The organism is Streptomyces sp. NPDC006476 (genome assembly GCF_040612015.1).
Lineage (GTDB): Bacteria > Actinomycetota > Actinomycetes > Streptomycetales > Streptomycetaceae > Streptomyces > Streptomyces griseorubiginosus_B.
Genome location: NZ_JBEXPK010000035.1, coordinates 37,363 through 60,106, shown reverse-complemented (window position 1 = coordinate 60,106; position 22,744 = coordinate 37,363). Strand labels below are relative to the sequence as shown.

21 protein-coding genes and 1 riboswitch are annotated in these 22,744 nt (G+C 71.4%); of the genes, 12 read left to right on the top strand and 9 right to left on the bottom strand.

Features of this window, described 5'->3' with window-relative positions:
* The first annotated feature begins 21 nt into the window (after positions 1 to 21).
* Positions 22 to 876: an SDR family oxidoreductase gene (locus ABZZ74_RS32805; protein WP_356771164.1), complete on the top strand. Its 855-nt coding sequence runs from the start codon at positions 22 to 24 to the stop codon at positions 874 to 876.
* Positions 877 to 1,089: 213 nt separating this feature from the next.
* Complete coding sequence (rarD, locus tag ABZZ74_RS32800) at positions 1,090 to 2,043, top strand: EamA family transporter RarD (RefSeq protein ID WP_356771232.1); 954 nt, start codon at positions 1,090 to 1,092, stop codon at positions 2,041 to 2,043.
* Positions 2,044 to 2,183: 140 nt separating this feature from the next.
* On the opposite strand, the gene ABZZ74_RS32795 is transcribed toward rarD, so the two are convergent.
* The gene (locus ABZZ74_RS32795; protein ID WP_356771162.1) at positions 2,184 to 3,668 is read right to left on the bottom strand and encodes a tetratricopeptide repeat protein; all 1,485 of its coding nucleotides are present in this window, start codon (positions 3,666 to 3,668) and stop codon (positions 2,184 to 2,186) included.
* A gap of 250 nt (positions 3,669 to 3,918) precedes the next feature.
* On the opposite strand from ABZZ74_RS32795, the gene ABZZ74_RS32790 reads away from it, so the two are divergent.
* Positions 3,919 to 4,437, top strand: coding sequence for a DUF6668 family protein (locus ABZZ74_RS32790; protein WP_356771160.1), 519 nt, complete (start codon positions 3,919 to 3,921; stop codon positions 4,435 to 4,437).
* Between the two features lie 120 nt (positions 4,438 to 4,557).
* On the top strand, positions 4,558 to 5,154 hold the full coding sequence (locus ABZZ74_RS32785; protein ID WP_356771158.1) for an NAD(P)H-dependent oxidoreductase: 597 nt from the start codon (positions 4,558 to 4,560) through the stop codon (positions 5,152 to 5,154).
* A gap of 1 nt (position 5,155) precedes the next feature.
* Here ABZZ74_RS32785 and ABZZ74_RS32780 read toward each other — a convergent pair whose 3' ends face one another.
* The 5 genes from ABZZ74_RS32780 to ABZZ74_RS32760 form a co-directional block, all read right to left on the bottom strand.
* Entirely contained in the window at positions 5,156 to 6,061 is a 906-nt protein-coding gene (locus ABZZ74_RS32780) for an ABC transporter permease (protein WP_356771156.1), read from the bottom strand.
* The gene (locus tag ABZZ74_RS32775; protein WP_356771154.1) at positions 6,048 to 7,022 is read right to left on the bottom strand and encodes an ABC transporter ATP-binding protein; all 975 of its coding nucleotides are present in this window, start codon (positions 7,020 to 7,022) and stop codon (positions 6,048 to 6,050) included. Before ABZZ74_RS32775 ends, ABZZ74_RS32780 begins: the two co-directional genes overlap by 14 nt.
* 83 nt (positions 7,023 to 7,105) lie before the next feature.
* Entirely contained in the window at positions 7,106 to 8,350 is a 1,245-nt protein-coding gene (locus ABZZ74_RS32770; RefSeq protein WP_356771152.1) for a DUF2092 domain-containing protein, read from the bottom strand.
* Positions 8,351 to 8,621: 271 nt separating this feature from the next.
* Positions 8,622 to 9,584: a CHRD domain-containing protein gene (locus ABZZ74_RS32765; protein ID WP_356771150.1), complete on the bottom strand. Its 963-nt coding sequence runs from the start codon at positions 9,582 to 9,584 to the stop codon at positions 8,622 to 8,624.
* Positions 9,585 to 9,842: 258 nt separating this feature from the next.
* The gene (locus ABZZ74_RS32760; RefSeq protein ID WP_133043353.1) at positions 9,843 to 10,853 is read right to left on the bottom strand and encodes a polyprenyl synthetase family protein; all 1,011 of its coding nucleotides are present in this window, start codon (positions 10,851 to 10,853) and stop codon (positions 9,843 to 9,845) included.
* 639 nt (positions 10,854 to 11,492) lie between these two features.
* A riboswitch (cyclic di-AMP (ydaO/yuaA leader) is annotated at positions 11,493 to 11,681 on the top strand.
* A gap of 5 nt (positions 11,682 to 11,686) precedes the next feature.
* Between ABZZ74_RS32760 and ABZZ74_RS32755 the strand changes: the two genes are divergently transcribed.
* Complete coding sequence (locus ABZZ74_RS32755; protein ID WP_356771148.1) at positions 11,687 to 12,169, top strand: transglycosylase SLT domain-containing protein; 483 nt, start codon at positions 11,687 to 11,689, stop codon at positions 12,167 to 12,169.
* Positions 12,170 to 12,178: 9 nt separating this feature from the next.
* Here ABZZ74_RS32755 and ABZZ74_RS32750 read toward each other — a convergent pair whose 3' ends face one another.
* From ABZZ74_RS32750 to ABZZ74_RS32740, 3 genes are all read right to left on the bottom strand, one after another.
* Positions 12,179 to 12,982, bottom strand: a complete 804-nt coding sequence (locus tag ABZZ74_RS32750; protein WP_356771146.1) for an HAD family hydrolase — start codon at positions 12,980 to 12,982, stop codon at positions 12,179 to 12,181.
* Between the two features lie 198 nt (positions 12,983 to 13,180).
* Positions 13,181 to 14,380, bottom strand: a complete 1,200-nt coding sequence (locus tag ABZZ74_RS32745) for an FAD-dependent oxidoreductase (RefSeq protein WP_356771144.1) — start codon at positions 14,378 to 14,380, stop codon at positions 13,181 to 13,183.
* Positions 14,381 to 14,446: 66 nt separating this feature from the next.
* On the bottom strand, positions 14,447 to 15,715 hold the full coding sequence (locus tag ABZZ74_RS32740; protein ID WP_356771142.1) for an ATP-grasp domain-containing protein: 1,269 nt from the start codon (positions 15,713 to 15,715) through the stop codon (positions 14,447 to 14,449).
* Between the two features lie 195 nt (positions 15,716 to 15,910).
* Here ABZZ74_RS32740 and fahA point away from each other — a divergent pair, with 195 nt between their 5' ends.
* The 7 genes from fahA to ABZZ74_RS32705 all read left to right on the top strand — a co-directional run bounded on the left by fahA (position 15,911) and on the right by ABZZ74_RS32705 (position 22,732).
* Positions 15,911 to 17,128, top strand: a complete 1,218-nt coding sequence (fahA, locus tag ABZZ74_RS32735) for a fumarylacetoacetase (protein WP_356771140.1) — start codon at positions 15,911 to 15,913, stop codon at positions 17,126 to 17,128.
* Positions 17,129 to 17,478: 350 nt separating this feature from the next.
* Positions 17,479 to 18,420: a M56 family metallopeptidase gene (locus ABZZ74_RS32730; RefSeq protein ID WP_356771138.1), complete on the top strand. Its 942-nt coding sequence runs from the start codon at positions 17,479 to 17,481 to the stop codon at positions 18,418 to 18,420.
* A 120-nt stretch (positions 18,421 to 18,540) separates the two neighbouring features.
* A complete protein-coding gene (locus tag ABZZ74_RS32725) occupies positions 18,541 to 19,329 on the top strand; it encodes a GntR family transcriptional regulator (protein ID WP_356771136.1) in 789 nt (262 codons plus the stop codon).
* A gap of 61 nt (positions 19,330 to 19,390) precedes the next feature.
* Positions 19,391 to 19,618 (top strand): ferredoxin family protein, encoded by a 228-nt coding sequence (locus ABZZ74_RS32720; RefSeq protein WP_016437651.1) that lies wholly within the window; start codon positions 19,391 to 19,393, stop codon positions 19,616 to 19,618.
* Between the two features lie 45 nt (positions 19,619 to 19,663).
* Entirely contained in the window at positions 19,664 to 21,007 is a 1,344-nt protein-coding gene (locus ABZZ74_RS32715) for an ABC transporter substrate-binding protein (RefSeq protein WP_356771134.1), read from the top strand.
* Positions 21,004 to 21,891, top strand: coding sequence for an ABC transporter permease (locus ABZZ74_RS32710; RefSeq protein WP_356771132.1), 888 nt, complete (start codon positions 21,004 to 21,006; stop codon positions 21,889 to 21,891). Before ABZZ74_RS32715 ends, ABZZ74_RS32710 begins: the two co-directional genes overlap by 4 nt.
* The gene (locus ABZZ74_RS32705) at positions 21,875 to 22,732 is read left to right on the top strand and encodes an ABC transporter ATP-binding protein (RefSeq protein WP_356771130.1); all 858 of its coding nucleotides are present in this window, start codon (positions 21,875 to 21,877) and stop codon (positions 22,730 to 22,732) included. Before ABZZ74_RS32710 ends, ABZZ74_RS32705 begins: the two co-directional genes overlap by 17 nt.
* Positions 22,733 to 22,744 lie beyond the last annotated feature (12 nt).

The following is a 22,744-nucleotide window of genomic DNA, read 5'->3' as shown; positions in this document are numbered from 1 at the left end:
CCCACAAGGAGATCGCACATCATGAGCATCGTCGTCACCGGAGCCACCGGACACCTCGGCCGCCACGTCATCGACCAGCTGCTGGAGAAGGTCCCGGCCGAGCAGGTCACCGCCGTCGTTCGCTACGAGGCCAAGGCCGCCGACCTCGCCGCGCGGGGCGTGAAGCTCGCGGTCGCCGACTACAACGCCCCCGAGACCTTCGACCACGTCTTCTCCGCCGGTGACAAGGTGCTGCTCATCAGCGGCAGCGAGGTCGGCAACGACCGCGTCGGCCAGCACCGGGTCGTCATCGAGGCCGCCAAGGCCGCCGGCGTCGCCCTGCTCGCCTACACCAGCGCCCCGGGCGCCCTGAAGGCCGCCCTCGCCGACGACCACCGCGGCACCGAGGAGATCCTGCTCGGCTCCGGCGTGCCGTACGTGCTGCTGCGCAACGGCTGGTACCACGAGAACTACACCGAGAACCTCGCCCCGGTGCTGGAGCACAACGCCGTGGTCCAGGCCGCCGGTGACGGCCGCGTCTCCTCCGCCTCCCGCGCCGACTACGCGGCCGCCGCGGTCGCCGTACTGACCGGCGAGGGCCACGAGAACAAGACGTACGAGCTGGGCGGCGACGAGGCGTGGAGCTTCGCGGAGTACGCGGCGGAGCTGAGCAAGCAGACCGGCAAGGAGATCGTCTACAACCCCGTCTCCGTCGAGGCCTTCACCGGCATCCTGGCCGGCGCCGGGCTGCCGGAGCCGGTTGCCGCGATCATCGCGGGCGTCGACGCCTCCGTCGAGAAGGGCGAGCTGGTCGTCGACAGCGGTGACCTCTCGCGGCTCGCCGGGCGCCCGACCAGCACGATCGCCGACGCGATCACGGCCGCACTCAAGGGCTGACCTCCCCGGAGGTCCGAGGGCCGCACTCCCCCGCCGGGCCCTCGGACGCACCACCCCCGCCTGTCATGACCGTATAGCGATACGGGCATGACAGGCGGGGGCCTTCGGCGTTACCTTCTTGCCTGCACGCGTGTGCGAGGGCGCAAGAGCGTCGAGCAGGTCGAGTTCGCCGAGCACGTCCAGTTCGGCGAGTTCGTCGAGGAGGAGGTGCCCGTGAGCGGGAAGTCGAAGGGCGAGCGGCGCACAGGTCTGCTGAACGGCTTCGCGGCGTACGGGATGTGGGGCCTGGTGCCCCTCTTCTGGCCCCTCCTCAAGCCCGCCGGCGCCGTCGAGATCCTCGCCCACCGCATGGTGTGGTCGCTGGTCTTCGTCGCCGTCGCACTGCTCTATGTACGGCGCTGGGCCTGGGCCGGTGAGCTGCTGCGGCAGCCGCGACGGCTGGCGCTGGTCGCCGTGGCGGCGGCGGTCATCACCGTCAACTGGGGCGTGTACATCTGGGCCGTCAACAGCGGCCATGTCGTCGAGGCCTCGCTCGGGTACTTCATCAACCCGCTGGTCACCATCGCCATGGGCGTACTGCTCCTGAAGGAACGGCTGCGGCCCGTGCAGTGGGCGGCGGTCGGGATCGGCTTCGCGGCGGTGATCGTGCTGACCGTCGGGTACGGGCAGCCGCCGTGGATCTCGCTGACGCTGGCCTTCTCCTTCGCCACGTACGGGCTCGTGAAGAAGAAGGTGAATCTGGGCGGGATCGAGTCGCTGGCGGCGGAGACCGCGATCCAGTTCCTGCCGGCCGTCGGTTATCTGCTGTGGCTGACCTCGCGCGGGGACTCCACGTTCACCACCGAGGGGCCCGGACACGGGGCGCTGCTCGCGGCGACGGGTGTGGTGACGGCGCTGCCGCTCGTGTGCTTCGGCGCGGCGGCGATCCGGGTGCCGTTGTCGACCCTGGGGCTGCTGCAGTATCTGGCACCGGTGTTCCAGTTCCTGCTGGGAGTCGCCTACTTCCATGAGGCGATGCCGGTCGAGCGGTGGGCCGGGTTCGCGCTGGTGTGGGGCGCCCTGTGCCTGCTCACCTTCGACGCGTGGCGGACGGCACGGGAGATGAGGCGGCGGCTGGAGGAGGTGCCGCGGGTCGAGGTGGCGCCGTCGGCTCCGGTGGACGCCTGATCGCGCCGATGCGGGCAGGGATGTTCCGTTATACGAACTCCCTGTCCGGATAGTGCCCTTGACGGGCCGTTGGTAAAGGAGAACGCTCGGCGCCTCTTACAGCGTGTCGGAGGGCGTGAGTGCTCGGCTCCTCCCCGCTGTCACCGGGCCGACTTGCGGGCGCGTTCCGTGAGTCGGCCCATGCGGGCACGGGCCGACTCCAGTTCCTCGATGTCGTCGGCTGCCGGTCCCTCCTCGGCCGTCAGCTCCGTCCACAGACCGATCAGGTCGCGGCCCAGCTCCAGCCCCTGGTGCGGGTCGCGTACGGCCCGCCAGGCGGAGGCGGCGCTCTGGACGTTGCCGTACGCCCCCTCCGCGTCGCCGGTGCGCCGATAGGTTCGGGCGAGGTCGAGGGACAGCCGGAAGGCACGCACCGGGTCACCCGCCAAGTAGGCGATGTAGGCGGTCAGTTCGCGCAGCTTCAACACCTCGCCGTGTTCCGGCCCGAGCACCGCCATGGCCTCCCCCACGGCTCCCACAGCCAACCCGTCCGCCTCCGCTATCCGCCCCGCCTTCACGGCCTCGTTGATCCGTGTCATCGGCTCCGCGAGAACCCCGGTGGTGGTGGACGGCTCGTCCCCCAGCACCGCCTCGGCCACGGCATCGAACCCACGGGCGGGGGTCGGGGTGGGCTCGGGACCGGGGTCGAGGGGCGGGATGGCGAGGGGGTTGGGGGCGGGGGCGGAGGCGACAGAGGCGGGCGCGGGTAGGGGGGTGGGGGCCAAGGGTGCTGAAGGGGGCGCGGGAAGCGGGTGGGGGGTGGCGATGCGCGGGGGTACGGCGGCTCGGGCGGCGCTGGTTCCGGGTGTCTGGTCGGCCCCGGGTGCCTGGTCGCCCTTTGCTCCGGTTGCCTGGTCGGCCCCGGCGACCGCGTGCGGCGGGATCGCGTCCATGGGCGGGGGCGGACCGAACTGTCCCGTGGGCGGTGCGACCGTGCCGGGTGCGCGGTCCTGAGGCGGCTCCGGCAGCGCGCGCAAGGGGAAGGTCGGCGCGGCGTCCCGTACGGGCTCGGAGGCCGGCCGCAGCAGGTGGGTGGGCTTGTCGCGGTACGGCGTGGACTGCGGCTGGGGATCGGACGGGTCCGCAGGGTGCTCCTTCGCCACCGCGTCCCCCGACAGACCTGCGCCAGCCGCCGCCGGGGCCGACTCCCGTACCGCGGAAGCCGACGGGACCGCTTCCTCCCGGTGCCGGGCCTCACCCCTCGCCCGCTCCCCCTGCTCGACCGGTTCCCTCGGCTCGACCGGTTCCCTCGGCTCAACCGCCGGAGGCATCCGTACCGGCTCCCCCGTGAATGTGCTCGAACCGTCGGCCGCCACCTGGAGGTGTACGACGCAGCCGATGCGCTCGTCGTGAATCGTGGCCCGGACGGGGTGGCCCGTGGCGAGGGCGATGCGGTGGAGGTGGTCGAGGACGGCCTGCTGGATCTCCTGACCGGCCGCCGGGACGACCGGAACGCCGCCGATCGAGGCACCCCCCGCTCCCGGACCGCCCGCGGGGACATGGACGTCGATCGGTGCCGCCGCGGGAGCCGCGGGGAGCGCGGCCCCCTTCTGTTCCCGCTTCTTCTCGCGGCTGAGTCGAGACATCGGTTCCCTCACTCGGATGCGTCGGAAGTGGAGCGGACGGCGCGTTCGGGTTCCATGGTGCTCCCTCCCGCCGTCGGGCCCGGCCACCCCGGCGTCAAGATCCGGTCGTTCACGTACTGTCGAGTCTCTCCGGTCACTGCCGGTTCAACGTCACCGTCGCGTCACAGACTCGTCCCAGCGATCGGCGTCCCGGTTCGTGGCCGCCCGGCACCCCGCGGATCCCTGGGCTTGGCGAGGAAGGAGAGCGGGCATGCGCACGGACATGCAAAAGGGACCGGAGATCTGGCTCCGCGGACCGGTCGCCCCGTCGGAGCCCGGACCCCAGGAGCCCGCCCACGCGGTCGCCACCGCCCGGCGCTACTCCTGGGTCGGCACCCACGGCGGCGCCGGCGTCTCCACCCTCGCCGCCGTGTACGGCGGCCATGACTGCGGCCGGGAGTGGCCCGGACCGGACGACCCGCGCTCCGTCCTGCTCGTCGCCCGCACCCATGCCTCCGGACTGGCCGCCGCCCTGCGCGCCCTGGAGGTGTTCCGGCGCGGGCAGGCGCCCCAGGGGCTCGACCTGGACGCCCTCGTCCTGGTGGCGGACGCGCCGGGCCGGCTGCCCCGCCCGCTGGACCGGCAGATCCGGCTGCTGGAGCAGGTCATCGACGTCTACCGCGTCCCCTGGGTCGCCGACTGGCGTCTCGGCGACCTCGGCGGCCGTCCGCCCCGCGAGACGGAGGCGCTGGCCCGGCTGACGGGGGCGGCGGCCGGACGGCGCGGCTGAGTCCCGTCCGTTGGGGGCGCCCTCCGGGCGTCGCCCCGCCACCCCATGGACAGCTACTTGCGTATGCATATAATGCAGGTGCGAGTAATCGTCGTACGCCGCCTTCCTCTGGGGGACCTCATGACTCGTCGCTTCCTGTTCGTGCTCGGCAGCAGCCGCACCGACGGCAACACCGAACTCCTCGCCCGCCGGGCCGCAGAGCAGTTGCCCGCCGATGTCGAGCAGCAGTGGATCAGCCTGGCCGAGCAGCCGCTGCCCGACTTCGTGGACCTGCGACGCGACAGCGACCATGTCCACCCGCCCACCGGCAGTGTCCCGGCCCTCCTGCTCGACGCGACGCTGGCGGCCACCGACATCGTGATCGCCTCCCCGCTGTACTGGTACTCGCTCTCCGGTCTGACCAAGCGCTACCTGGATTACTGGTCCGGCTGGCTGCGCACCCCGGGTCTCGACTTCAAGGCGGCCATGGCCGGCCGCACGCTCTGGGGTGTCGCCGCGCTCGCCGACAGCGAGCCGTCCGTCGCCGACCCGCTGATCGGCACACTGAACAACTCGGCCGCGTACCTCGGGATGCGGTTCGGCGGAGTGCTCCTCGGCAACGGCAGCCGGCGCGGTGATGTGCTGCACGACAACGCGGCCCTCGCCCGCGCCAAGAGCTTCTTCGCGCAGGAACCGCCGCTCGCCCGCTTCCCCCACGAGACCCGGGCCGCCGCCTGAGCTACGCCGTGATGTCCCTCGCCGTGAACCGCGCCCAGGCCGCCGAGCCGAACACCGCCGCGTACAGGGCCTGGAGGCCGAGGTTCTTCGTCAGGTCGTCCCAGTAGACCGGGTCGCGCATCAGGTCGGCGAAGGACAGCCAGTAGTGGGAGAAGAAGTACGGCTGCAGGGCGTGGAGTTGGGGTATCTGGTCGAGGATCTGAACGGTGATCAGCAGTCCGACGGTCGTGGCCATCGCGGCGATGCCGCTGTTGGTCAGCGTCGAGATGAACAGGCCGAGCGCGGCTATGCCGATGAGCGAGGCTGCGACGACCAGGGCGATCAGCAGGGCCCGCCCCAGACCGTCGGCGAAGCTGATCCGGGTGCCGGAGATGGTCGTCAGATCGCCGAGCGGGAACAGGACGGCTCCGACGGCGAGCGCCGATGCCGCGACCACGAGGGTGGCGACCAGGCAGAAGGCCAGCACCGTCGCGTACTTGGTGAGCAGCAGCCGGGTGCGGCCGGCCGGGGCGACCAGCAGGTAGCGCAGGGTGCCGGCGTTGGCCTCCCCCGCTATCGCGTCTCCCGCGACGACCCCGATCGCCATCGGGAGGAAGAACGGCAGCGTCGCCGCGAGGGCCGTGAAGACCAGGAACAGGCCGTTGTTGGTGATCTGGGCGATGAACGCCGGGCCGCCCCCTCCGCCACCGCGGCCGGGACCGGCCGAGGAGCCGTCGCTCGTCTCGATCTTGACGGCGATGCCGACGAGGATCGGGACGGCCGCGAGGACGGCGAGCAGGGCGAGGGTGCGCCAGCGACGGAAGGTGGTGACCAACTCGCTGCGCAGCAAGCCGAAGGTCCACAGGGGGCTCGGCGTGCGCACCTCGCCCAGCTCCTCCCGTGGGACCGCCGTCTCAGCCCGCGACATCGAAGCCCTCCCCCGTCAACGCCACGAACGCGTCCTCCAGCGAGGCCCGCTCCACTCCGAAGCCACGCACGCGCACGCCCGCCGTCACCAGCGCGGCGTTCACCTCGGCCAGGTCCCGGTCCGGGGGCTCCGCGGTCACCCGGTCCTCGGTGACGACGACGTCGCCGGCGCCCTGCTCCTTGAGCACGCGGGCCGCGTCCCCGGTGTCCGGCGTCGTGACGACCAGTCGGCCGCGCGCGCCCGCCGCCAGGTCGGACACCGCGCCCTGGGTGATGAGGCGGCCCTGTGCCATCACCGCCGCGTGGGTGCAGACCTGCTCGATCTCGTCGAGGAGGTGGGAGGAGAGGAAGACGGTGGTGCCGTCCGAGGCCAGCTCCCGGACCAGGGAGCGGATTTCTCGCATGCCCTGGGGATCGAGGCCGTTGGTCGGCTCGTCCAGGACCAGGAGTCTGCGCGGCTGCAGCAGCGCGGCGGCGAGACCGAGCCGCTGCTTCATGCCGAGCGAGTAGGCCTTGGCCTTCTTGCCGGCTGCCGCCATGAGCCCCACCCGCTCCAGCGCCGCCGCGACGCGGGCCCGCCGGGTGCGCGGGTCGGCGGTCGGGTCGGCGGCGTCGTAACGGATCAGGTTGTCGCGGCCGGAGAGGAAGCCGTACAGGGCGGGGCCCTCGATGAGCGCGCCGACGTGCGGGAGGACGGCGCGCGAACTCCTCGGCATGGGGCGGCCGAGCACCCGGGCGGTGCCCGAGGTGGGCTCGATCAGGCCCATCAGCATGCGGATGGTGGTGGTCTTGCCCGAGCCGTTCGGACCGAGGAAGCCGAAGACGCTGCCCGCCGGGACGGTCAGGTCGAGGCCGTCGACGGCGAGTTGCCCGCCGCGGTAGCGCTTGGTGAGCCCGCGGGTGGCGATGACGCTGTCACCCGGCTCAGCGCGGTCCGGCTCCGGGGCGGACGCCTCGTCCATCGGCTCCCTCGATTCGTGCTCGTACCGCGTGGCGCGGTGACTACTCACCGTGATGACGAACGGCCGCCGCGCAAGGTTCCCGGCTAGCCCGCGTTCGCCGCCTTCACCAACGCGTCCTTGCTGACCGCGCCGACGTAGACCTTGCCGTCGTCGGTGATCAGGGCGTTGATCAGGCGGGTCTTGAAGACCGTGCCCGAACCGAACTTGCCCGTGACCTTGTCGCCGAGGGAGTCGAGGAAGCCGCCGAACTGGCCGCCGGCCTCGGCGCCGGAGGGCACGCCCTTGCCGCCGGTGTCGAAGGTGGCGATGGAGTCCCAGCCCTTGCCGATGACGTTCATCCCGTCGGGACCCTTGCCCGAGTCCTTCCCGGACGGGCCGCTCCAGTCGTCACCCTTCGGTGCGCCCTTCGGAGCGACCTTGGCGTGCCCGTCCGCGTGCTTGCCCTGGTCGCCCTCGGTGACCTTCGCGCCCTTGGGTGCCTTGAAGTCGAAGGTCGAGGCGGCCGGCTTGGCGAAGCTGATCCGAGTGAAGCCCGCGTCGATGACGGCGGCGCCGCCGCTCGCCGGGGTCAGGGTGAACTTCAGCGGCAGACCGGTCTTCGCGTCCACGGCCACGGTGATCTGACCGACCGTCGAACCGGAGTCCTTCGGCTTGACGACCAGCCGGTACGCGTCCCGGCCCGCGACCTGGGCGGTGCCCTGGACGGTCACGGAGGTGGTGTCGTCGACGGCCTTCAGGGCGTCCTTGGTGAGCTGGTCGGGCGTGGCGGGCGGCTGCTCCTGCTTCTTCTCGGAGGCACCGTCGTCGGGGGCGGTGGAGTGGTAGACCTCGTTCGACTGGCTGTCGTAGCCCCAGACGTCCTTGCCGTTGTGGATGAGGCTGTACTCCGCCGCGTTCTCCAGCAAGGACAGCTTCTGTCGGTCCGGGCCGTCGGCCGCCACGCGCAGGGTGTGGGTGCCGGTGGCGAGCTCGGTGAGCTTGGACGTGGGGTCGGCGGAGGATCCGTCACCGGATCCGCGCCCGGCACCGGACGTCAGGCTGCTCTCCAGGCCGCCCAGGTTCGGCAGGCCCAGATCCGTGGTGACCTTCACCGTGCCGGACAGCTGCTGCACGTCCGACTTGGCGATCTTGTCGAGGAGTTGCTGCGCGCTGATCTTCGGCAGGCTGGGGTCGCCGGAGTCGGCGAGCGCCGGGACGAGCCCGATGGTCGCCGCCGCCACCCCCACCACCGCGACCGGGACGACGTACCGCGCGGCCTTGCGCCTGCCCGCGCGCAGGTCGTCGGCCTCGCCGGCGATCGTGCTGTCGTCGGATTCGTACGGTGCCATGTGTGCGCTACCTCCGTCGTCGGCGGCGGCTTCCAACTTGCCTGTCAGCACTCGTCTTCCACCCAAGCCGCCATTCTCACCCGAATCGGTGAGGAGTGGTGTTTTCCGTGGTTTCCAGTTGACCAAATCGACGGAGGAGAAGCGTCAAACCTCGGAGGCAACTCCGTGTACTCCTGGGGTATGACACGAGAGGGCGACGCCTCCCCCGACCCGTAGGGGTACGGGTGTGAGGGGGAGGGCGCCGCCCTGCGTTTGAGCCTCAACTACCGTGTCAGCGCTGCAGGAACACGTAGTCGGCGTGGTACGGAACCCCGACGATGTCGCCCGGCGTGCAGCTGCCGGAGGGAGCGACTCCGCCGACCGTGTTGAGCCGCAGGATCTCCGCGGTGCCGGCGAGCAGGCCCCGGTGCTTGCCGGACTGCGTGGCCTTCAGGTCGAGCTCGGGGATGTTGCCGTTGCCGTTCGGGGTCTTGGTCAGGACGGCCCCGGTCACCGAGCTGCCGTCGGGTGCGACCCACTGCGGCGTACCGGAGTTGGGGGCGACGAAGGAGTGCTTGATGCCGCCGCCGAGCAGGGCGCTGACGTCCCGCTGGGCGAAGGCGTACCCGCCGCCGTCCGCCGGCTTGCACTCGTAGATCTGCTTGCCCTTGACCACGGACGCCTGGAAGTTGTGCAGGGCGTCGCGGAAGTCGAAGGCGGCGACGGCGACCTTGTGGAGCTGGCCGCGGACGGCTCCGCCCGGGAACCGGGACGTGTGCAGGTTGGCGTAGAAGGAGCCGGGGTCGGAGGTCAGCGCCTCGAGCAGCGCCGGGTCGTCGACCTTGACGGTACCGGTGAGGTGGTGGCCCTTGGCCTTCTTGGCGATGAGCTTGCTGAAGTCGATCTTGACGCCGCCGTTGGTGCCCTTGGCGCCCTGGTGGATGTGGAGCATGGTCGGCCTGCCGGTGCCGCGCCAGGTCACGGCGACGGACACCTTGTCGCCCCGGACCTTGATGAACTCCAGCGCGGCGCCGTCCTTGTCCCCCACGGCCGGGCCGCCCTGCACCGGCACCTCGTTGGCGCCGCGCAGGCTGGTGGCGAGCAGGGTCGCGGTGGAACCCGCGTGGTCGGCGCGGGTGCCCGTGGTGGCGGAGGCGGGAATCGTGGCGGCGGCGACACCGCCGGCGGCGGCCACCGCGAGGGCGGTGACGATGAGGCTCTTACGGCGCTTCGAGAACGTCGTGTTCTTGCCCATGATGCAGTTTTCTCCCCGTAGACCGGCCGACACCCCCTGCGTCGGCCTGCTGGGTATGAGTACGGAAGCGATCTGAGACTGGACTCAGTCCAAGGATGTGATGCGCATCACATCACCGGGAAGGGCTGGCTCAGCCCGTCCGTTGTAGCCCGTACGGCATCCGGGGAACGAGGCCCTTCCGGGCCGACGGCGGTGCAGGGGACGAGTCCCCTGCCGCGTCCAAAGGGGCATTCCCTCTGGTGAGGGGGCGTGGGCAGATCAGCCCGCGCGGTGCACCACCGCGTCGCACATCTCCATCAGCGCCAGCTTCGCGTCGCACTCCCTCAGCGGCGCCAGCGCCGAGCGCGCCTCCTCCGCGTAGCGCACGGTGTCGCGCCGCGCCTGCTCCAGGGCGGGATGCGCCCGCAGCCCGGCCAGCGCCTCCGCGTGCCGCTCGTCGTCGGTGAGGTCGGAGTCGAGCAGCTCGCACAGGGCGATGTCCTCGGCCAGCCCGAGGCGCGCAGCCCGCTCGCGCAGCCGCAGCACCGGCAGGGTCGGGATGCCCTCGCGCAGGTCCGTCCCCGGCGTCTTCCCCGACTCGTGCGAGTCGGACGCGATGTCCAGGACGTCGTCGGCGAGCTGGAAGGCGACCCCGAGCCGCTCCCCGTACTGGGTGAGCACGTCCACGACCGTCTCGTCGGCGCCCGACATCATCGCGCCGAACCGGCAGGACACGGCCACCAGCGACCCTGTCTTGCCGCCGAGCACGTCCAGGTAGTGGTCGACCGGGTCGCGTCCGTCCTGTGGTCCCGCGGTCTCCAGGATCTGTCCGGTGACCAGTCGCTCGAACGCCTCAGCCTGCACCCGCACGGCCTCCGGACCGAGGTCGGCCAGGATGTGCGAGGCACGCGCGAAGAGGAAGTCGCCGGTCAGTACCGCCACCGAGTTGCCCCAGCGGGTGTTCGCGCTGTCGACCCCGCGGCGCACCGCCGCCTCGTCCATGACGTCGTCGTGGTACAGCGTGGCGAGGTGGGTCAGCTCCACGACCACGGCGGACGGCACGACTCCGGGCGCGTACGGGTCGCCGAACTGGGCGGCGAGCATCACGAGCAGCGGCCTGAAGCGCTTTCCACCCGCCCGCACCAGGTGCTGGGCGGCCTCCGTGATGAAGGGGACCTCACTCTTGGTGGCTTCGAGCAGTCCCTCCTCGACGGCCGCCAATCCGGCCTGGACATCGGCTTCCAGAGCCTGGTCCCGCACGCTCAGCCCGAACGGCCCGACGACGGTCACGAGGGGTCTCCTGTCTGCTGGTGTCTACTGGCGGTTACGCGGTTTGTCGATACGTCGCTGCCATCACTCAAGTCAGCGTATCCGGTCACCTTTCGATCACCGATGCCGCCCACCCGTCCAGGCCGGGCGGTATCGGATCACGACCGGTATGTATTTGATCAACTGATATGAACCGATTTTTACCGACTCACGCGCCCGACGTGAAGAGGAGCGGCGGCGCGTGTCCCGAACAGAAGCCGACGCCGAGCCCGGCAGTCAACCTTTCCCCGGTGACGACCACGCATTCCTCGGCAGTCAGACCATCCCGATACCCCTGTCCGCCGACACGCTCACCAATGGCGGAACGGGCGAGTGCCACCTCTGCCCCACGGGCGGCCGTTTGACTATGAGTTGAGGGCATTGCCCGTTTTGCCTCTCTTGTCTAAACCAGTGACTTGGCTCACGCCTGAGCATGATCCGCATTCCGGTGCATTTCTCCCGATCCGCCTTTTCCTGCGCCCGAGTTGAGGCTTGGCAACCGCAAAGGATCAAGCACCCCATATGCCTCAGACCAAGGTCAACAGGGGTGATGTGTGAATTCGGGACTTGTTCCGGACATGTGCTCTCGCATACGTTCCCGGCCTGTCGGGCGGACGCCTAATCCTGCCGCCGCCCGTTCCACCAACCGAGAACGCACGGCAGGAGCGGGGGAACCAGGTAGTTCGCCGATTCGGACGTCCCAGGACATCCGGTCCGGCTCGGGGTGAAGTCGTGTCGCCGTACGGCGGTGCGGCCGGGCATCTCCCGCCCGAACCCGACAGCTCACCTCGCAGGCGACGGAGAGGAACCTCGTCATGTCCGCTGCCGCTCAGCACCGCCGTACCAGAAGCTCCCGCATCGTCCGCAAGCTCGCCGTCATCGGCACGGGTGCCGCCGTCCTCGCCCTGCCGATCGTGGGCGCGACCAGCGCCTCCGCCGCCACCCCCACCGTGGCCACCGCCACCTCGCTGGGCTACGCCAACAACCTCGACGGCTGGATCCGGGCCTCCCTCCAGGTCATGGCGCAGCACGGGATCCCCGGCACCTACAACGGCATCTACCGCAACGTGATCCGCGAGTCCTCGGGCAACCCGTACGCGATCAACAACTGGGACTCCAACGCGCTCGCCGGCACCCCGTCCAAGGGTCTGCTGCAGGTCATCGACCCGACCTTCACCGCCTACCACGTGTCCGGCACCTCGTGGGACCCCTACGACCCGGTCGCCAACATCACCGCCGCCTGCAACTACGCGGCCGCGCGCTACGGTTCGATCGACAACGTGTACGGCGCCTACTGAGCCGACCGGTCAGAACAGTCTCTCGAGGACGACGGCGATGCCGTCGTCCTCGTTCGACAGGGTGATCTCGTCGGCCACCGCCTTGAGTTCGGGATGGGCGTTGGCCATCGCGACGCCGTGGGCGGCCCAGTCGAACATCGGGATGTCGTTGGGCATGTCGCCGAAGGCGATGGTCTGCCGCGGGCCGAGCCCCAGGTGTTCGGCGGCCAGCGCGAGCCCGGTGGCCTTGGTGATGCCGCACGGTTGGAGTTCGACGGTCCCGGGCCCCGACATGGTGACGGTGGCCAGCGAGCCGACCACCGAGCGCGCCGTCGCCGCCAACTCGTCGTCGGACAGCTCGGGATGGCGCAGCAGCACCTTGCTGATGGGCTCGCACCACAGGTCGTCGCGCCGGCCGACCCGTACGGCGGGCAGGGTGGGGTGCGGCATGAGGTACCCGGGTTCGATGAGCGTGAGGCCGTCGACGCCGTCCTGGTCGACGGCCGCGTACACCTGTCCCACCTCGGCCTCGATCTTGCCGAGGGCCGTCTCGGCCAGCTCCCGGTCCAGCGTGACGGACCACAGCAGACGGTCCGCGCGGTGGTCGTACACCTGCGCGCCCTGTCCGCACACCGCGAGCCCCCGACCGCCCAGGTCGTCGAGGAGCGGCCGCACTCTGGGAGCCGGCCGGCCGGTCACCACGAGGTGCCGGACACCGGCGCCGGCCACGCGCGCGAGGGCGGCGAGAGACCGGTCGGAGAGGGTGTCGTCACCTCGGAGCAGTGTGCCGTCCAGGTCGGTGGCGATGAGTCCATATGCGGTGGGTGCGGCCATGATCAGAGAATACGGACCGCACGTCCCACCGACTCATCGCGAACCGGTCGACCGGCCCGTTCTCCCCCGCCCCTCCGTCAACTCCCGTATCTCCGGCAGGTGTCGCTCAACTCCCTTGTCACCGGCGGGTGTCGGGGAGCTCGCGAGGAGCGCCTCGCGCCGGGCGGACGCGCTCCTCGCCGGTCGGCGGTGGGCGGTTCAGCCGTGTGCCGCCGCCAGGTGCCTCGCCAGCCTCGGGGAGGCGAACCCCGTGCCGCAGACGAACCGCATCACCGGTCCGTACGAGGCCGCGGCCGGCAGACCGGTGAAGTACAGGCCGGGGACCGAGGACACGTACCCGGCGCCCAGCCGGGGCGCGCCACGGCTGACGGCGACACGGGTGCGCAGCTCGGGCCCGAGGAAGTCCATCGCCGCGATGTCCACGCGGTAGCCGGTCGCCGCGATGACGTGGTCCGCCGCCAGCTTCTCGGTCTGACCGCCGAAGGTGCGCACCGTGAGCGTCGGGCTGCCACCGTCCGCGTCGGTTCCTACGATCCTGTCGACCTCGGTGACCTGCACCTTGCCCTCGAAGCGGTCGCGCAGCCACCAGGCGCCGAGCGGGCCGAGGACCCGGCGGACGAGATAGTGGCGCGCCCCGGCCGGGAGACGGCGGTACGGGTGCGGGTAGTAGCTCAGTGCCCACAGCGACCAGGCACGGCCGAAGGGCGACTCGGGGCGCAGCCTGGGCTGGTTCCAGGGCGGTGCCCCGAAGGCGACCTTGCCGCGGCCCCGGGAGACCACCCTCACCTGCGCGCCCGCCTCCGCCGCCAGCACCGCCGTCTCCAGCGCGGACTGGCCGGCGCCGACCACGATCAGGTCCTTGCCGGCGTAGCGCGTGAGGTCGTGGTGCTGTGAGCTGTGGGAGACCGGGCCCGTGGGGGCGGGGCCGTCCGGCGCCGCGGCCAGTTCCGCGGGCAGGTGGGCGAGGCCGTGCAGGCCGGTCGCCACGACGACCGCGCGGGCGGTGAACAACTCGCCGGAGTCCAGCTTCAGTTCGAAGCCGCCGCCGCTCCCCCGGTCGACCGAGACCACCCGCACCCGCTCCAGCTCGGGCACCAGCTTCTGCTGGAACCACTCGCCGTAGGCGATGAAGGTCTCGACCGGGATGATGTCCTCGTCCGTCACCAGCCGCTTGATGCCGGCGGCGTCGCAGTAGTCGGCGAGAGTGTGCCCCTGCTGCGGCGCGTCGAGGCTGGAGGCCACGGGCGTCGACTTCAGGAGCATCCCGGCGGGCATGTGGTCGCGCCAGCTGACCATGGGCTCGCCGAAGACGCGGACCGGGATGCCGCGTGCGCGCAGATGGGCGGCGGTGGACAGGCCGAACGGCCCGGCGCCGATGATCGCAACCGGTTGAATCACGAAGTCCCTCCCCAGGACGCTGAATTCGCCACTTCGTGTGGTTCGGCTCGGACGGCTGACGGTCGGCTAGCCCCCCGAACTGGTGGTGCCGCCGCGGCGGTTGGTCCGCCACAGCTGATACAGGTGCTTCGCGCCCGGCCGCACGAAGCGCGCGAGCATCGTGAGGAACGGCAGCGGGTCGTCACCCGCGAGCCAGGCCAGTTCCGTCCCGCTCGCACGGGCCGGCGCGTGCGGCGTCGTGTAGCCGCTGCGGCGGTAGGCGAGCAGGGCGGGCAGGTCGATGTTCTCCACGATGTACCGGTGACCGGCTCGCTGTTCCCCCTCCGGGACGGTGCGGCCGGTCAGGTCCAGATGCATGGCGCGGACGACGTCCACCCCCGACTCGTTCTCGAAGAGCCGGAACTGGGCGCCCACGCGCGGGTTGAAGTCGAGCAGCTTGTACCGGCCGTCGCGCCGGTCGAAGCGCAGGTCGAGGTCGATGATGCCGGTGAAGCCGATCTGCTTGATGAAACGCGCGGCGAGGTCGGCGAGTTCCGGGTTGTCGACGACGTACGCGTTCGCCGTCATTCCGGCGTGCGGGGGCCAGGAGCGCACCTTCACGCCGGTGAACATGGCGAGCGGGGTGGAGTCCTGGTCGAAGTAGGCGTGCACGATCCAGTCCTCGGCGTCCTCCCTGGGCAGGTACTCCTGGAGGATCACCCCGGGCCGCTCGCCCCAGTCGCGGGCCAGCCGCAGCAGGCCCTCGCGGGTGCCGATGCGTGTCGTGCCGTTCACCGCGGGCCGCCTGCGCCGCAGGAACGCCTCGCGGTTCTTGGCCACCACCGGGAAGCGGGCCTTCTCGGCGAAGGCCACGATGTCGTCGTACGACCGCGGGAACGCGGCCGTCGGGCTGGGGATGCCGTGCTCCACGCACAGTTCGTGCAAGCCCTGCTTGCTCGCCAGGCGGCGCGGCAGGGCGGGCTCCACACGCGGGAAGAGGAAACGGCCCGCGAGGTCGCCCTGGTGCTCGGCGATCAGGACGGCGGCCTCCTCGTCGGTGGGCAGGAGGACGGTGGGGCGGCCGATGCGCCGCCCGACGCGCAGCAGGCCCTCCACCAGGTGGCCGGGGTCCTCCGTGCCGGTGGTCGGCCAGACGAAGGCCCGCTTGAGATAGCGGGAGGATGCGGCGGGCGTGTAGGCGTCCTCGGTGATCGCGTACATGGGGATGCCCAGCCGGCCCAGACTGCGGATCGCACCCACGCCGCCGTGGTGCAAGGGATAGTCGCCGAACTTGACGATCAGGCCCGGCACGTCACGGTCCGCCTGGAACGGCACACTGCTCGTGCTCCTGGCCACGGGTCCCCCCACGTGTCCCCCCTACGGACCGGACCCACCCCGTCCGTGTCCCCCAAAGGACGCTAAGCCGGAATTGCCTGCTCCGACAAGGCCAATTCGGACATTGCAAACTCTTTAGACACTGCCCAAGAAGGCGGCCCCGGCCGTAACGTGTGGCACGGCCAGCAGAAACGCACGAGAGTGAGGCAGCACCCCATGCCCCCCTTCGATGTTCCCGAAGGCGATCCCTTCGGTCCGCACAACCTTCCGTACGGCGTGTTCTCGCCCGCCGGTTCTGCCCGGCGAGGTGTCGGCGTCCGGCTCGGCGACCACGTCCTGGACGCGGGCGGGGCGGCCCGGGCGCTCGGCTCGCCGTACGTGTCGCTCCTGGCGCAGCCCTCGCTGAACCCTCTGCTCGCCGCGGGTCGCACCGCCTGGTCGGACGTGCGGCGCGCGCTGACGGCGTGGGTGACCGTGCCGGCGCATCAGGAGGCGATCGCGGACTTCCTGCACCCTCTGTCCTCGGTGACCCTGCACCTCCCCTTCGAGGTCGCGGACTACGTCGACTTCTACGCCTCCGAGAACCACGCGCGGAACGTCGGGCAGATCTTCCGCCCCGACGCGGCGGACTCGCTGACGCCGAACTGGAAGCACCTCCCGATCGGTTATCACGGACGGTCGGGCACGGTGGTGGTCTCCGGCACCGATGTCGTACGGCCCTCGGGCCAGCGGAAGGCTCCGGGGGACGCGGAGCCGGTCTTCGGGCCGTCGGTCCGCCTCGACATCGAGGCCGAGGTGGGTTTCGTGGTGGGTGTGCCGTCCGCCATGGGAACGCCCGTGGGGCTCGCGGAGTTCCCCGAGCACGTGTTCGGGCTGTGCCTGCTCAACGACTGGTCGGCGCGGGACGTCCAGGCCTGGGAGTACGTCCCGCTCGGCCCGTTCCTCGGCAAGTCCTTCGCCACGTCGGTGTCCGCCTGGATCACTCCGCTGGACGCGCTGGAGCACGCGCGTGTGGCGCCGCCGCGGCGCACGCACGCGTTGCTGCCGTATCTGGACGACTCCGGCCCCGAAGCCGAGCCCGGGGGCTACGACCTGCGGATCTCCGTCGCGATCAACGGCCATGTCGTCTCGGAGCCGCCCTTCTCCACCATGTACTGGACGGCGGCGCAGCAGCTGGCCCACATGACCGTGAACGGGGCCTCCCTGCGGACGGGCGACCTCTACGGATCCGGCACGGTGAGCGGGCCGGAGCCGGCGCAGCGCGGGTCGCTGCTGGAGCTGACCTGGAACGGACGGGATCCGCTGGAACTTCCGGAGGGCAAGCGGACGTTCCTGGAGGACGGGGACGTGGTGACGCTCTCGGCGTGGGCTCCGGGGCCGGACGGGGTGCGGCTGGGTCTGGGGGAGGTGACGGGGCGGATCGTGGCGGGGTGACGGGGTGACGGGGTGACGGGGCGCTGATCGTAGTGACGTGGGCGCGGTTCGCGGCGGGTGACGAGGCACGGATCGTGGCGGGTGATGCGGCAGGGATCGTGGCGCTGTGACACGGCCGGGAGGGCCGGTGAGCAGGCCGATCGCGGGTGAGGGACGGGCCGGCGAGGCGCTGATCTCCGGAAGGTGTCGGGGCGTTGGGGTGTGACGGTGACTGCACGGGACGTAGTGGGTCGCTCTTGTCTCCTGACTCCGGCGTCCTTCGCCGTCATACTGGCGGCGGGCGACTTGCGCGCCGAGCCGGTTGCCCCGCCCTCGCCCCTTTCCTCCGACCAGGATCCGGAGCCCGTGGCATGACCTTCTGCCTGCTCCTGCTGAGTGTCGTGGCCCTGACGGCCGCCGTGCCGGTCCCGCGTGCCCTGGTGCGGGCCGGCTGGCCCGAGCGGGAGCCCGTGGTCGCGCTGTGGGTGTGGCAGTGCCTGGTCGCCACGGTCCTGATGTGCTGCCTGGCGGCGCTGCTGCTCGGCGCGGCGGCCGTGTTCGGCACGGTGCGCACCCAGCTCTTCGCACCCGCGCCACCGGCGGTCACCGCCGCCTACGACCTGTCCGTCGCGCCCGTGTGGGCCGCCGCCCTCACGGTGCTGCTGGCCTGCGGTGCCGCCTGGACGACCGCGGTGCTCGGCCGCGAACTGGTCGAGGCCCGGCGGCGGCGCGGTGTGACCCGGGCGCATCTGCGCGAGCGGGCGCCCGAGCTGCCGGCCGGTCTCGAGGCGGCGGCGCGGGGGCCGCTGCTGGTGCTGGAGGACGAGTACCCCGACGCCTGGTGGATGCCGGGACATCCGGCGCAGCTCGTCGTCACGACGGGCGCGCTGCACCGGCTCACCGACCACCAGCTGGACGCCGTACTCACGCACGAACGGGACCACGCGCGGGCCCACCACGACTGGTTGCTGCATCTGTCGACCGCGCTGGCCACCGGGTTCCCGCGGGTGCCGCTGTTCGCCCACTTCTGCGACCAGACGCACCGGCTGGTGGAGCTGGCGGCGGACGACACGGCGTCACGGCGGTGCGGACATCTGACGACCGCGCTGGCGCTGATCGAGCTGAACCAGCACCGCGGGGTACTGTCCTGCGCCTCCAGCCACCGGCTGCTGGGCGAGCGGGTGGACCGGCTGCTGGAGCCGCCACTGAGGCTGGGGCGGCGGCACCGGGCACTGACGGCGACGGTGGCCGCCCTCGTGCCGCTGCTGCCGTTGCTGATCACGTTCGCTCCCGGACTGACCGCCCTGTCCTGACTGGCAGATCTTGCTCCACACCAGCCCTTTGCGCAGGTCAGTGCTCTGCCTGACGGGTCGGCAGGTGGCGCAACACTGTCGCAACACTTCGTTCCCTACCTGCTCGGTATGGTTCGAGGCATGCCACCGAGCGACCGCATCCGAGACCACGCCGGACAGGGCGCGACCACCGTCGCCGCCCACCGTGCGCGGGGCCGGCTGCGCGCCGACCAGGCACGGCAGCTCGCCGACCTGCTCCGTCACCAACTGCTGGCCGGCGGCTTCCCGGACCGCACGCTGCCGCACGAGACGACCCTCGCGGCGGACTATCGCGCCACCCGCAACACCGTCCGCCAGGCCCTGGACCTGCTGAGGGCCGAGGGCCTCGTCGAGCGTCAGCCGGGGGTCGGCACCGTCGTCGTGGGGCGGAAATACCCGCACGGCCTCGACCGGCTGATGGGGCTCGCCGAGACCCTCCACGAACACGGCCGGGTCACCAACGAGGTCCGCACGATGGGCCCCGCCCCCGCACCCGCCCCGGTCGCCGAACGCCTGCGGGTCCCCGCCGGCGCCGACGTCCTCTACATCGAACGCCTGCGCAGGCTCAACGGCATTCCCCTCTCCCTCGACCTGACCTACATCCCGCTCGACATCGGCACCGCCCTGCTCGGCGCCGACCTGGAGAACACCGACGTCTTCCGCCTCATCGAGGCCATCACCGGCCGGCGGCTCGGCCACGCCGAGATCACCCTGGAGGCGGTCAACGCGGACGCCCACTCCGCCGCCGTGCTCGAGGCACCGCGCGGCGCGGCCGTCCTCATGCTGGACCGGCTCACGCATCTCGCCGACGGCCGCCCGGTCGACCTGGAGTTCATCCGCTTCCGCGGCGACCGCATCACCATGAGCGGCCTGCTGCACCGCTCCCTCTAGTCCCCCTTCAGGCAGTCCCCTTCCCGTAGTCCCCTTCCTGACCCGTTTCCTGGAGACAGCCATGCCTTTGGCGCCCCAGCGGGCCGACGTGCCCGTGACCATCGACGAGTCGAAGTGCATCGACGGCTGCACCCTCTGCGTGGACATGTGCCCGCTGGACTCCCTCGCCATCGACGACAGCAGCGGCAAGGCGTACATGCACGTCGACGAGTGCTGGTACTGCGGCCCGTGCGCGGCCCGCTGTCCCACCGGAGCCGTGACGGTCAACATGCCCTATCTGCTCCGGTGAGAGGCCCGAACTCCCGTGAAACGCGCCGTACTTGCGAACCGACTCGTGAAACGCACCGCCCCTCCCGTCTCCGCCGCCCTGCTGCTGCTCCCCCTGACCGCCTGCGGCGGCAGCGCCGAGACCGGTGACGGCAAGAACGTCACCATCACCGTCGGCTACCAGTCCAAGACCATCAACACGGTCACCGCGGGCACCCTCCTGCGCTCCCTCGGCTACTTCGAGCGGGACCTCAACGCCCTCAACGACGGCCACACCTACAAGGTCGACTGGCAGGACTACGCCACCGGTGCCCCCATCACCGCGCAGATGACCGCGGGGAAGATCGACATCGGCTCGATGGGCGACTTCCCGCTGCTCATCAACGCGGCCCGGGGCAAGCAGCTCGGCAGGCCGACTCGTCTGGTCTCCGTCACCGGCTACAACCTGCGCGGCGGCCTCAACACGATCGTCACCTCCCCCGACTCCAAACTGGCCTCCCTCGCCGACCTGAAGGGCAAGAAGGTCTCCACCAGCATCGGCTCCGCGGCCGACGGCACGCTCGTACGGGCCGTGCAACGGGCCGGCATCGACTCCGACAAGGGCATCGAGAAGCTCAACCAGCAGCCCGCGGTGGGCGCTTCGGCCCTGTCGGCGGGCAGCGCGGACGCGCTGTCCCAGTTCGTCGCCTGGCCCGGACTGCTCACCTTCCAGGGCAAGGCGAAGGCCCTGTACGACGGCGCCGAGCTGAACCTCCCCACCTTCCACGGTGTCACCGCCCGCGAGGACTTCGCCAAGCAGCGGCCGGCCGTCCTGGAGGCCTTCCTCAAGGCCCAGTCGGAGGCCACCGACTATCTCGACGCCCACCCGGTCGCCGCGGCCGAGTCCGTTGCCAAGGCCACCGGACTGCCCGCCGAGGTCGTCTACCTCTACAACGGCGCCCACGGCATCTCCACCTTCGACCCGGCGATCAAACCGCAGCTGATCTCCGCGCTGAAGCAGGACGTCTCGGTCCTGAAGTCGGCCAAGCTGACCGGGGACATCGACGTGGACGCCTTCGTCGACGACCAGTACGTCAAGAAGGCCCTCGGCGCGGACTACGCCCAGCAACTCGCCTCGGCACCCCCGGCGGCGGCGAGCGAGGTGTGGCCGAAGGGCGCCGAGAAGACCCTGAGCTTCAAGTCACCCGACCAGCTGCTGAGTTACGTGGCCCGGCACAAGGACGGCATCCGCGCCGCCTACGTCCCCGACGCCACCACCGGCACCCTCTGGTTCGCCGACAAGGCGATATGGGTGGCCGACGGCAAGCAACTCCTGCCCTTCGTGGCCCCGGAGACCGCGCGGGCGTACGTCGCCGCGCACGGAGGCGCCCGGGTCGTCACGTACGCGGACGCGCTGAGGCGGGCGTCGTGAGCCTGCGACCCCTTGCACGCTATGGACTGAGGGTGGCGTCGCTGGCCGTCGCCCTCGGGGTCTGGCAGCTGCTGACCAGCCTTGACGTCGACCTGTGGCTGCGCTTCTCGCAGTTCCCGACGGTCGCCGACGTGGCCCGCGCCTTCGCCGACCGGCTGTCCGGGCCCGACTACTGGACGGACCTCACCGACAGCCTGACCCGTATCCTCACCGGCTTCCTCCTCGCCGCCGTCCTGGGTGTGGCGACGGGCGTGCTCGTGGCGCGCTCCCGCCTCGCCGAGGACGTGCTCGGCCCGTTGCTGGAGGTCGTCCGCCCGATCCCGGCGATCGCCCTGGTCCCGGTCGCGATCCTCCTCTTCCCCTCCAACGAGCAGGGCATCGTCTTCATCACCTGCACGGCCGCCTTCTTCCCGGTCCTTGTCTCCACCCGGCACGCGGTCCGCGCGCTGACGCCCGCGTGGGAGGAGGCGGTGCTCACGATGGGCGGCGGCCGCTGGCGGGTCCTCGGCTCGGTCGTGCTGCCCGGCGCGCTGCCCGGCATCTTCGGCGGACTGTCGGTCGGCATCGGCGTCTCGTGGATCTGCGTGATCTCCGCCGAGATGATCTCCGGCCAGTACGGCGTCGGCTACCGCACCTGGCAGGACTACACGGTCGTCGACTACGCGGGCGTCTTCGTCGGCATGGTCACGATCGGCGTACTCGGCTGGATCACCTCCACGGCCGTGGAACTGCTCGGCCGCCGTCTCACACGGTGGCTGCCGCGGACCTCGTACGTCCCCGGCGTACGCCCCCGAGCGACCGTCCCGGTGTCGCCCGCCGCCGCGGTCACGAAGACCGAGACCGCCACGTCGACCGAGGAGACACGCGATGAGCACCTCGTCTGACACGGAAGTGACCACCCCGGAAGTGACCGGCCCCGAGGCGTCCCGCCCTCCCCTCCCGGAGAGGGAGGGGCAAGTACCGAAGAGGGAGGGGCAAGCACCGGGCGCGGTACGGGGCACGCGCCTCGCCCTCCGGCGCGCCGCCCTCGGCCGCCCGGACGCCGCGGTCCTGGCGGACGTCGACCTGGACATCGCACCCGGCGAGATCCTCACCGTCGTCGGCGCCTCCGGCTGCGGCAAGTCGACGCTGCTGCGCACCCTGGCCGGGCTGCTGCCGCTGCTCGCCGGCGAGATCACCCAGGACGGCGGCCCGCTGACCGGCCCCGCCGCGGACCGCGCCCTGGTCTTCCAGGAGGACGCCCTCCTGCCCTGGCGCACCCTGCGCGCCAACGTCGAACTCCCGCTCGCCATCAAGGGCCTGTCCCGCACCGCACGCCGGTCCCAGGCCGACTCCTGGCTCGACCGGGTCGGACTCGCCGCGCACGCACGGCAGTTGCCGCACCGCGTCTCCGGCGGACAGCGCCAGCGCGCCCAACTGGCCCGCGCGCTCGCGGGAGCGCCCCGCGCCGTCCTCATGGACGAACCCTTCGGCGCGCTCGACGCCCAGACCCGCGCCGGCATGCAGGACCTGCTGGTGGAGGTGCTCGGCGGCACGGGCGCGACCGTCGTCTTCGTCACCCACGACGTGGACGAGGCGCTCTTTCTCGGCGACCGCGTGGCCCTGCTCGGCAATGGCCGGCTGACCGCCGTACGCGAGGTGCCGCGCCCTCGTGACCGCACGGCGCACGACGACCCCGCGCGCGTGGCGCTGCGCCGCGACGTCCTCTCCTCGCTCGGAACGTGACCCGGCCCGGCA

Bases quoted from the DNA above. Each gene is read 5' to 3' on its own strand.
- ABZZ74_RS32730 (WP_356771138.1), top strand. From the start codon at position 17,479: ATGACCTTCTGCCTGCTCCTGCTGAGTGTCGTGGCCCTGACGGCCGCC.
- ABZZ74_RS32775 (WP_356771154.1), bottom strand. From the start codon at position 7,022: ATGGACGAGGCGTCCGCCCCGGAGCCGGACCGCGCTGAGCCGGGTGAC.
- ABZZ74_RS32785 (WP_356771158.1), top strand. From the start codon at position 4,558: ATGACTCGTCGCTTCCTGTTCGTGCTCGGCAGCAGCCGCACCGACGGC.
- ABZZ74_RS32765 (WP_356771150.1), bottom strand. From the start codon at position 9,584: ATGGGCAAGAACACGACGTTCTCGAAGCGCCGTAAGAGCCTCATCGTC.
- ABZZ74_RS32720 (WP_016437651.1), top strand. From the start codon at position 19,391: ATGCCTTTGGCGCCCCAGCGGGCCGACGTGCCCGTGACCATCGACGAG.
- fahA (WP_356771140.1), top strand. From the start codon at position 15,911: ATGCCCCCCTTCGATGTTCCCGAAGGCGATCCCTTCGGTCCGCACAAC.
- ABZZ74_RS32795 (WP_356771162.1), bottom strand. From the start codon at position 3,668: ATGTCTCGACTCAGCCGCGAGAAGAAGCGGGAACAGAAGGGGGCCGCG.
- ABZZ74_RS32790 (WP_356771160.1), top strand. From the start codon at position 3,919: ATGCGCACGGACATGCAAAAGGGACCGGAGATCTGGCTCCGCGGACCG.
- ABZZ74_RS32780 (WP_356771156.1), bottom strand. From the start codon at position 6,061: ATGTCGCGGGCTGAGACGGCGGTCCCACGGGAGGAGCTGGGCGAGGTG.
- ABZZ74_RS32755 (WP_356771148.1), top strand. From the start codon at position 11,687: ATGTCCGCTGCCGCTCAGCACCGCCGTACCAGAAGCTCCCGCATCGTC.
- ABZZ74_RS32705 (WP_356771130.1), top strand. From the start codon at position 21,875: ATGAGCACCTCGTCTGACACGGAAGTGACCACCCCGGAAGTGACCGGC.
- ABZZ74_RS32805 (WP_356771164.1), top strand. From the start codon at position 22: ATGAGCATCGTCGTCACCGGAGCCACCGGACACCTCGGCCGCCACGTC.
- ABZZ74_RS32750 (WP_356771146.1), bottom strand. From the start codon at position 12,982: ATGGCCGCACCCACCGCATATGGACTCATCGCCACCGACCTGGACGGC.
- ABZZ74_RS32725 (WP_356771136.1), top strand. From the start codon at position 18,541: ATGCCACCGAGCGACCGCATCCGAGACCACGCCGGACAGGGCGCGACC.
- ABZZ74_RS32770 (WP_356771152.1), bottom strand. From the start codon at position 8,350: ATGGCACCGTACGAATCCGACGACAGCACGATCGCCGGCGAGGCCGAC.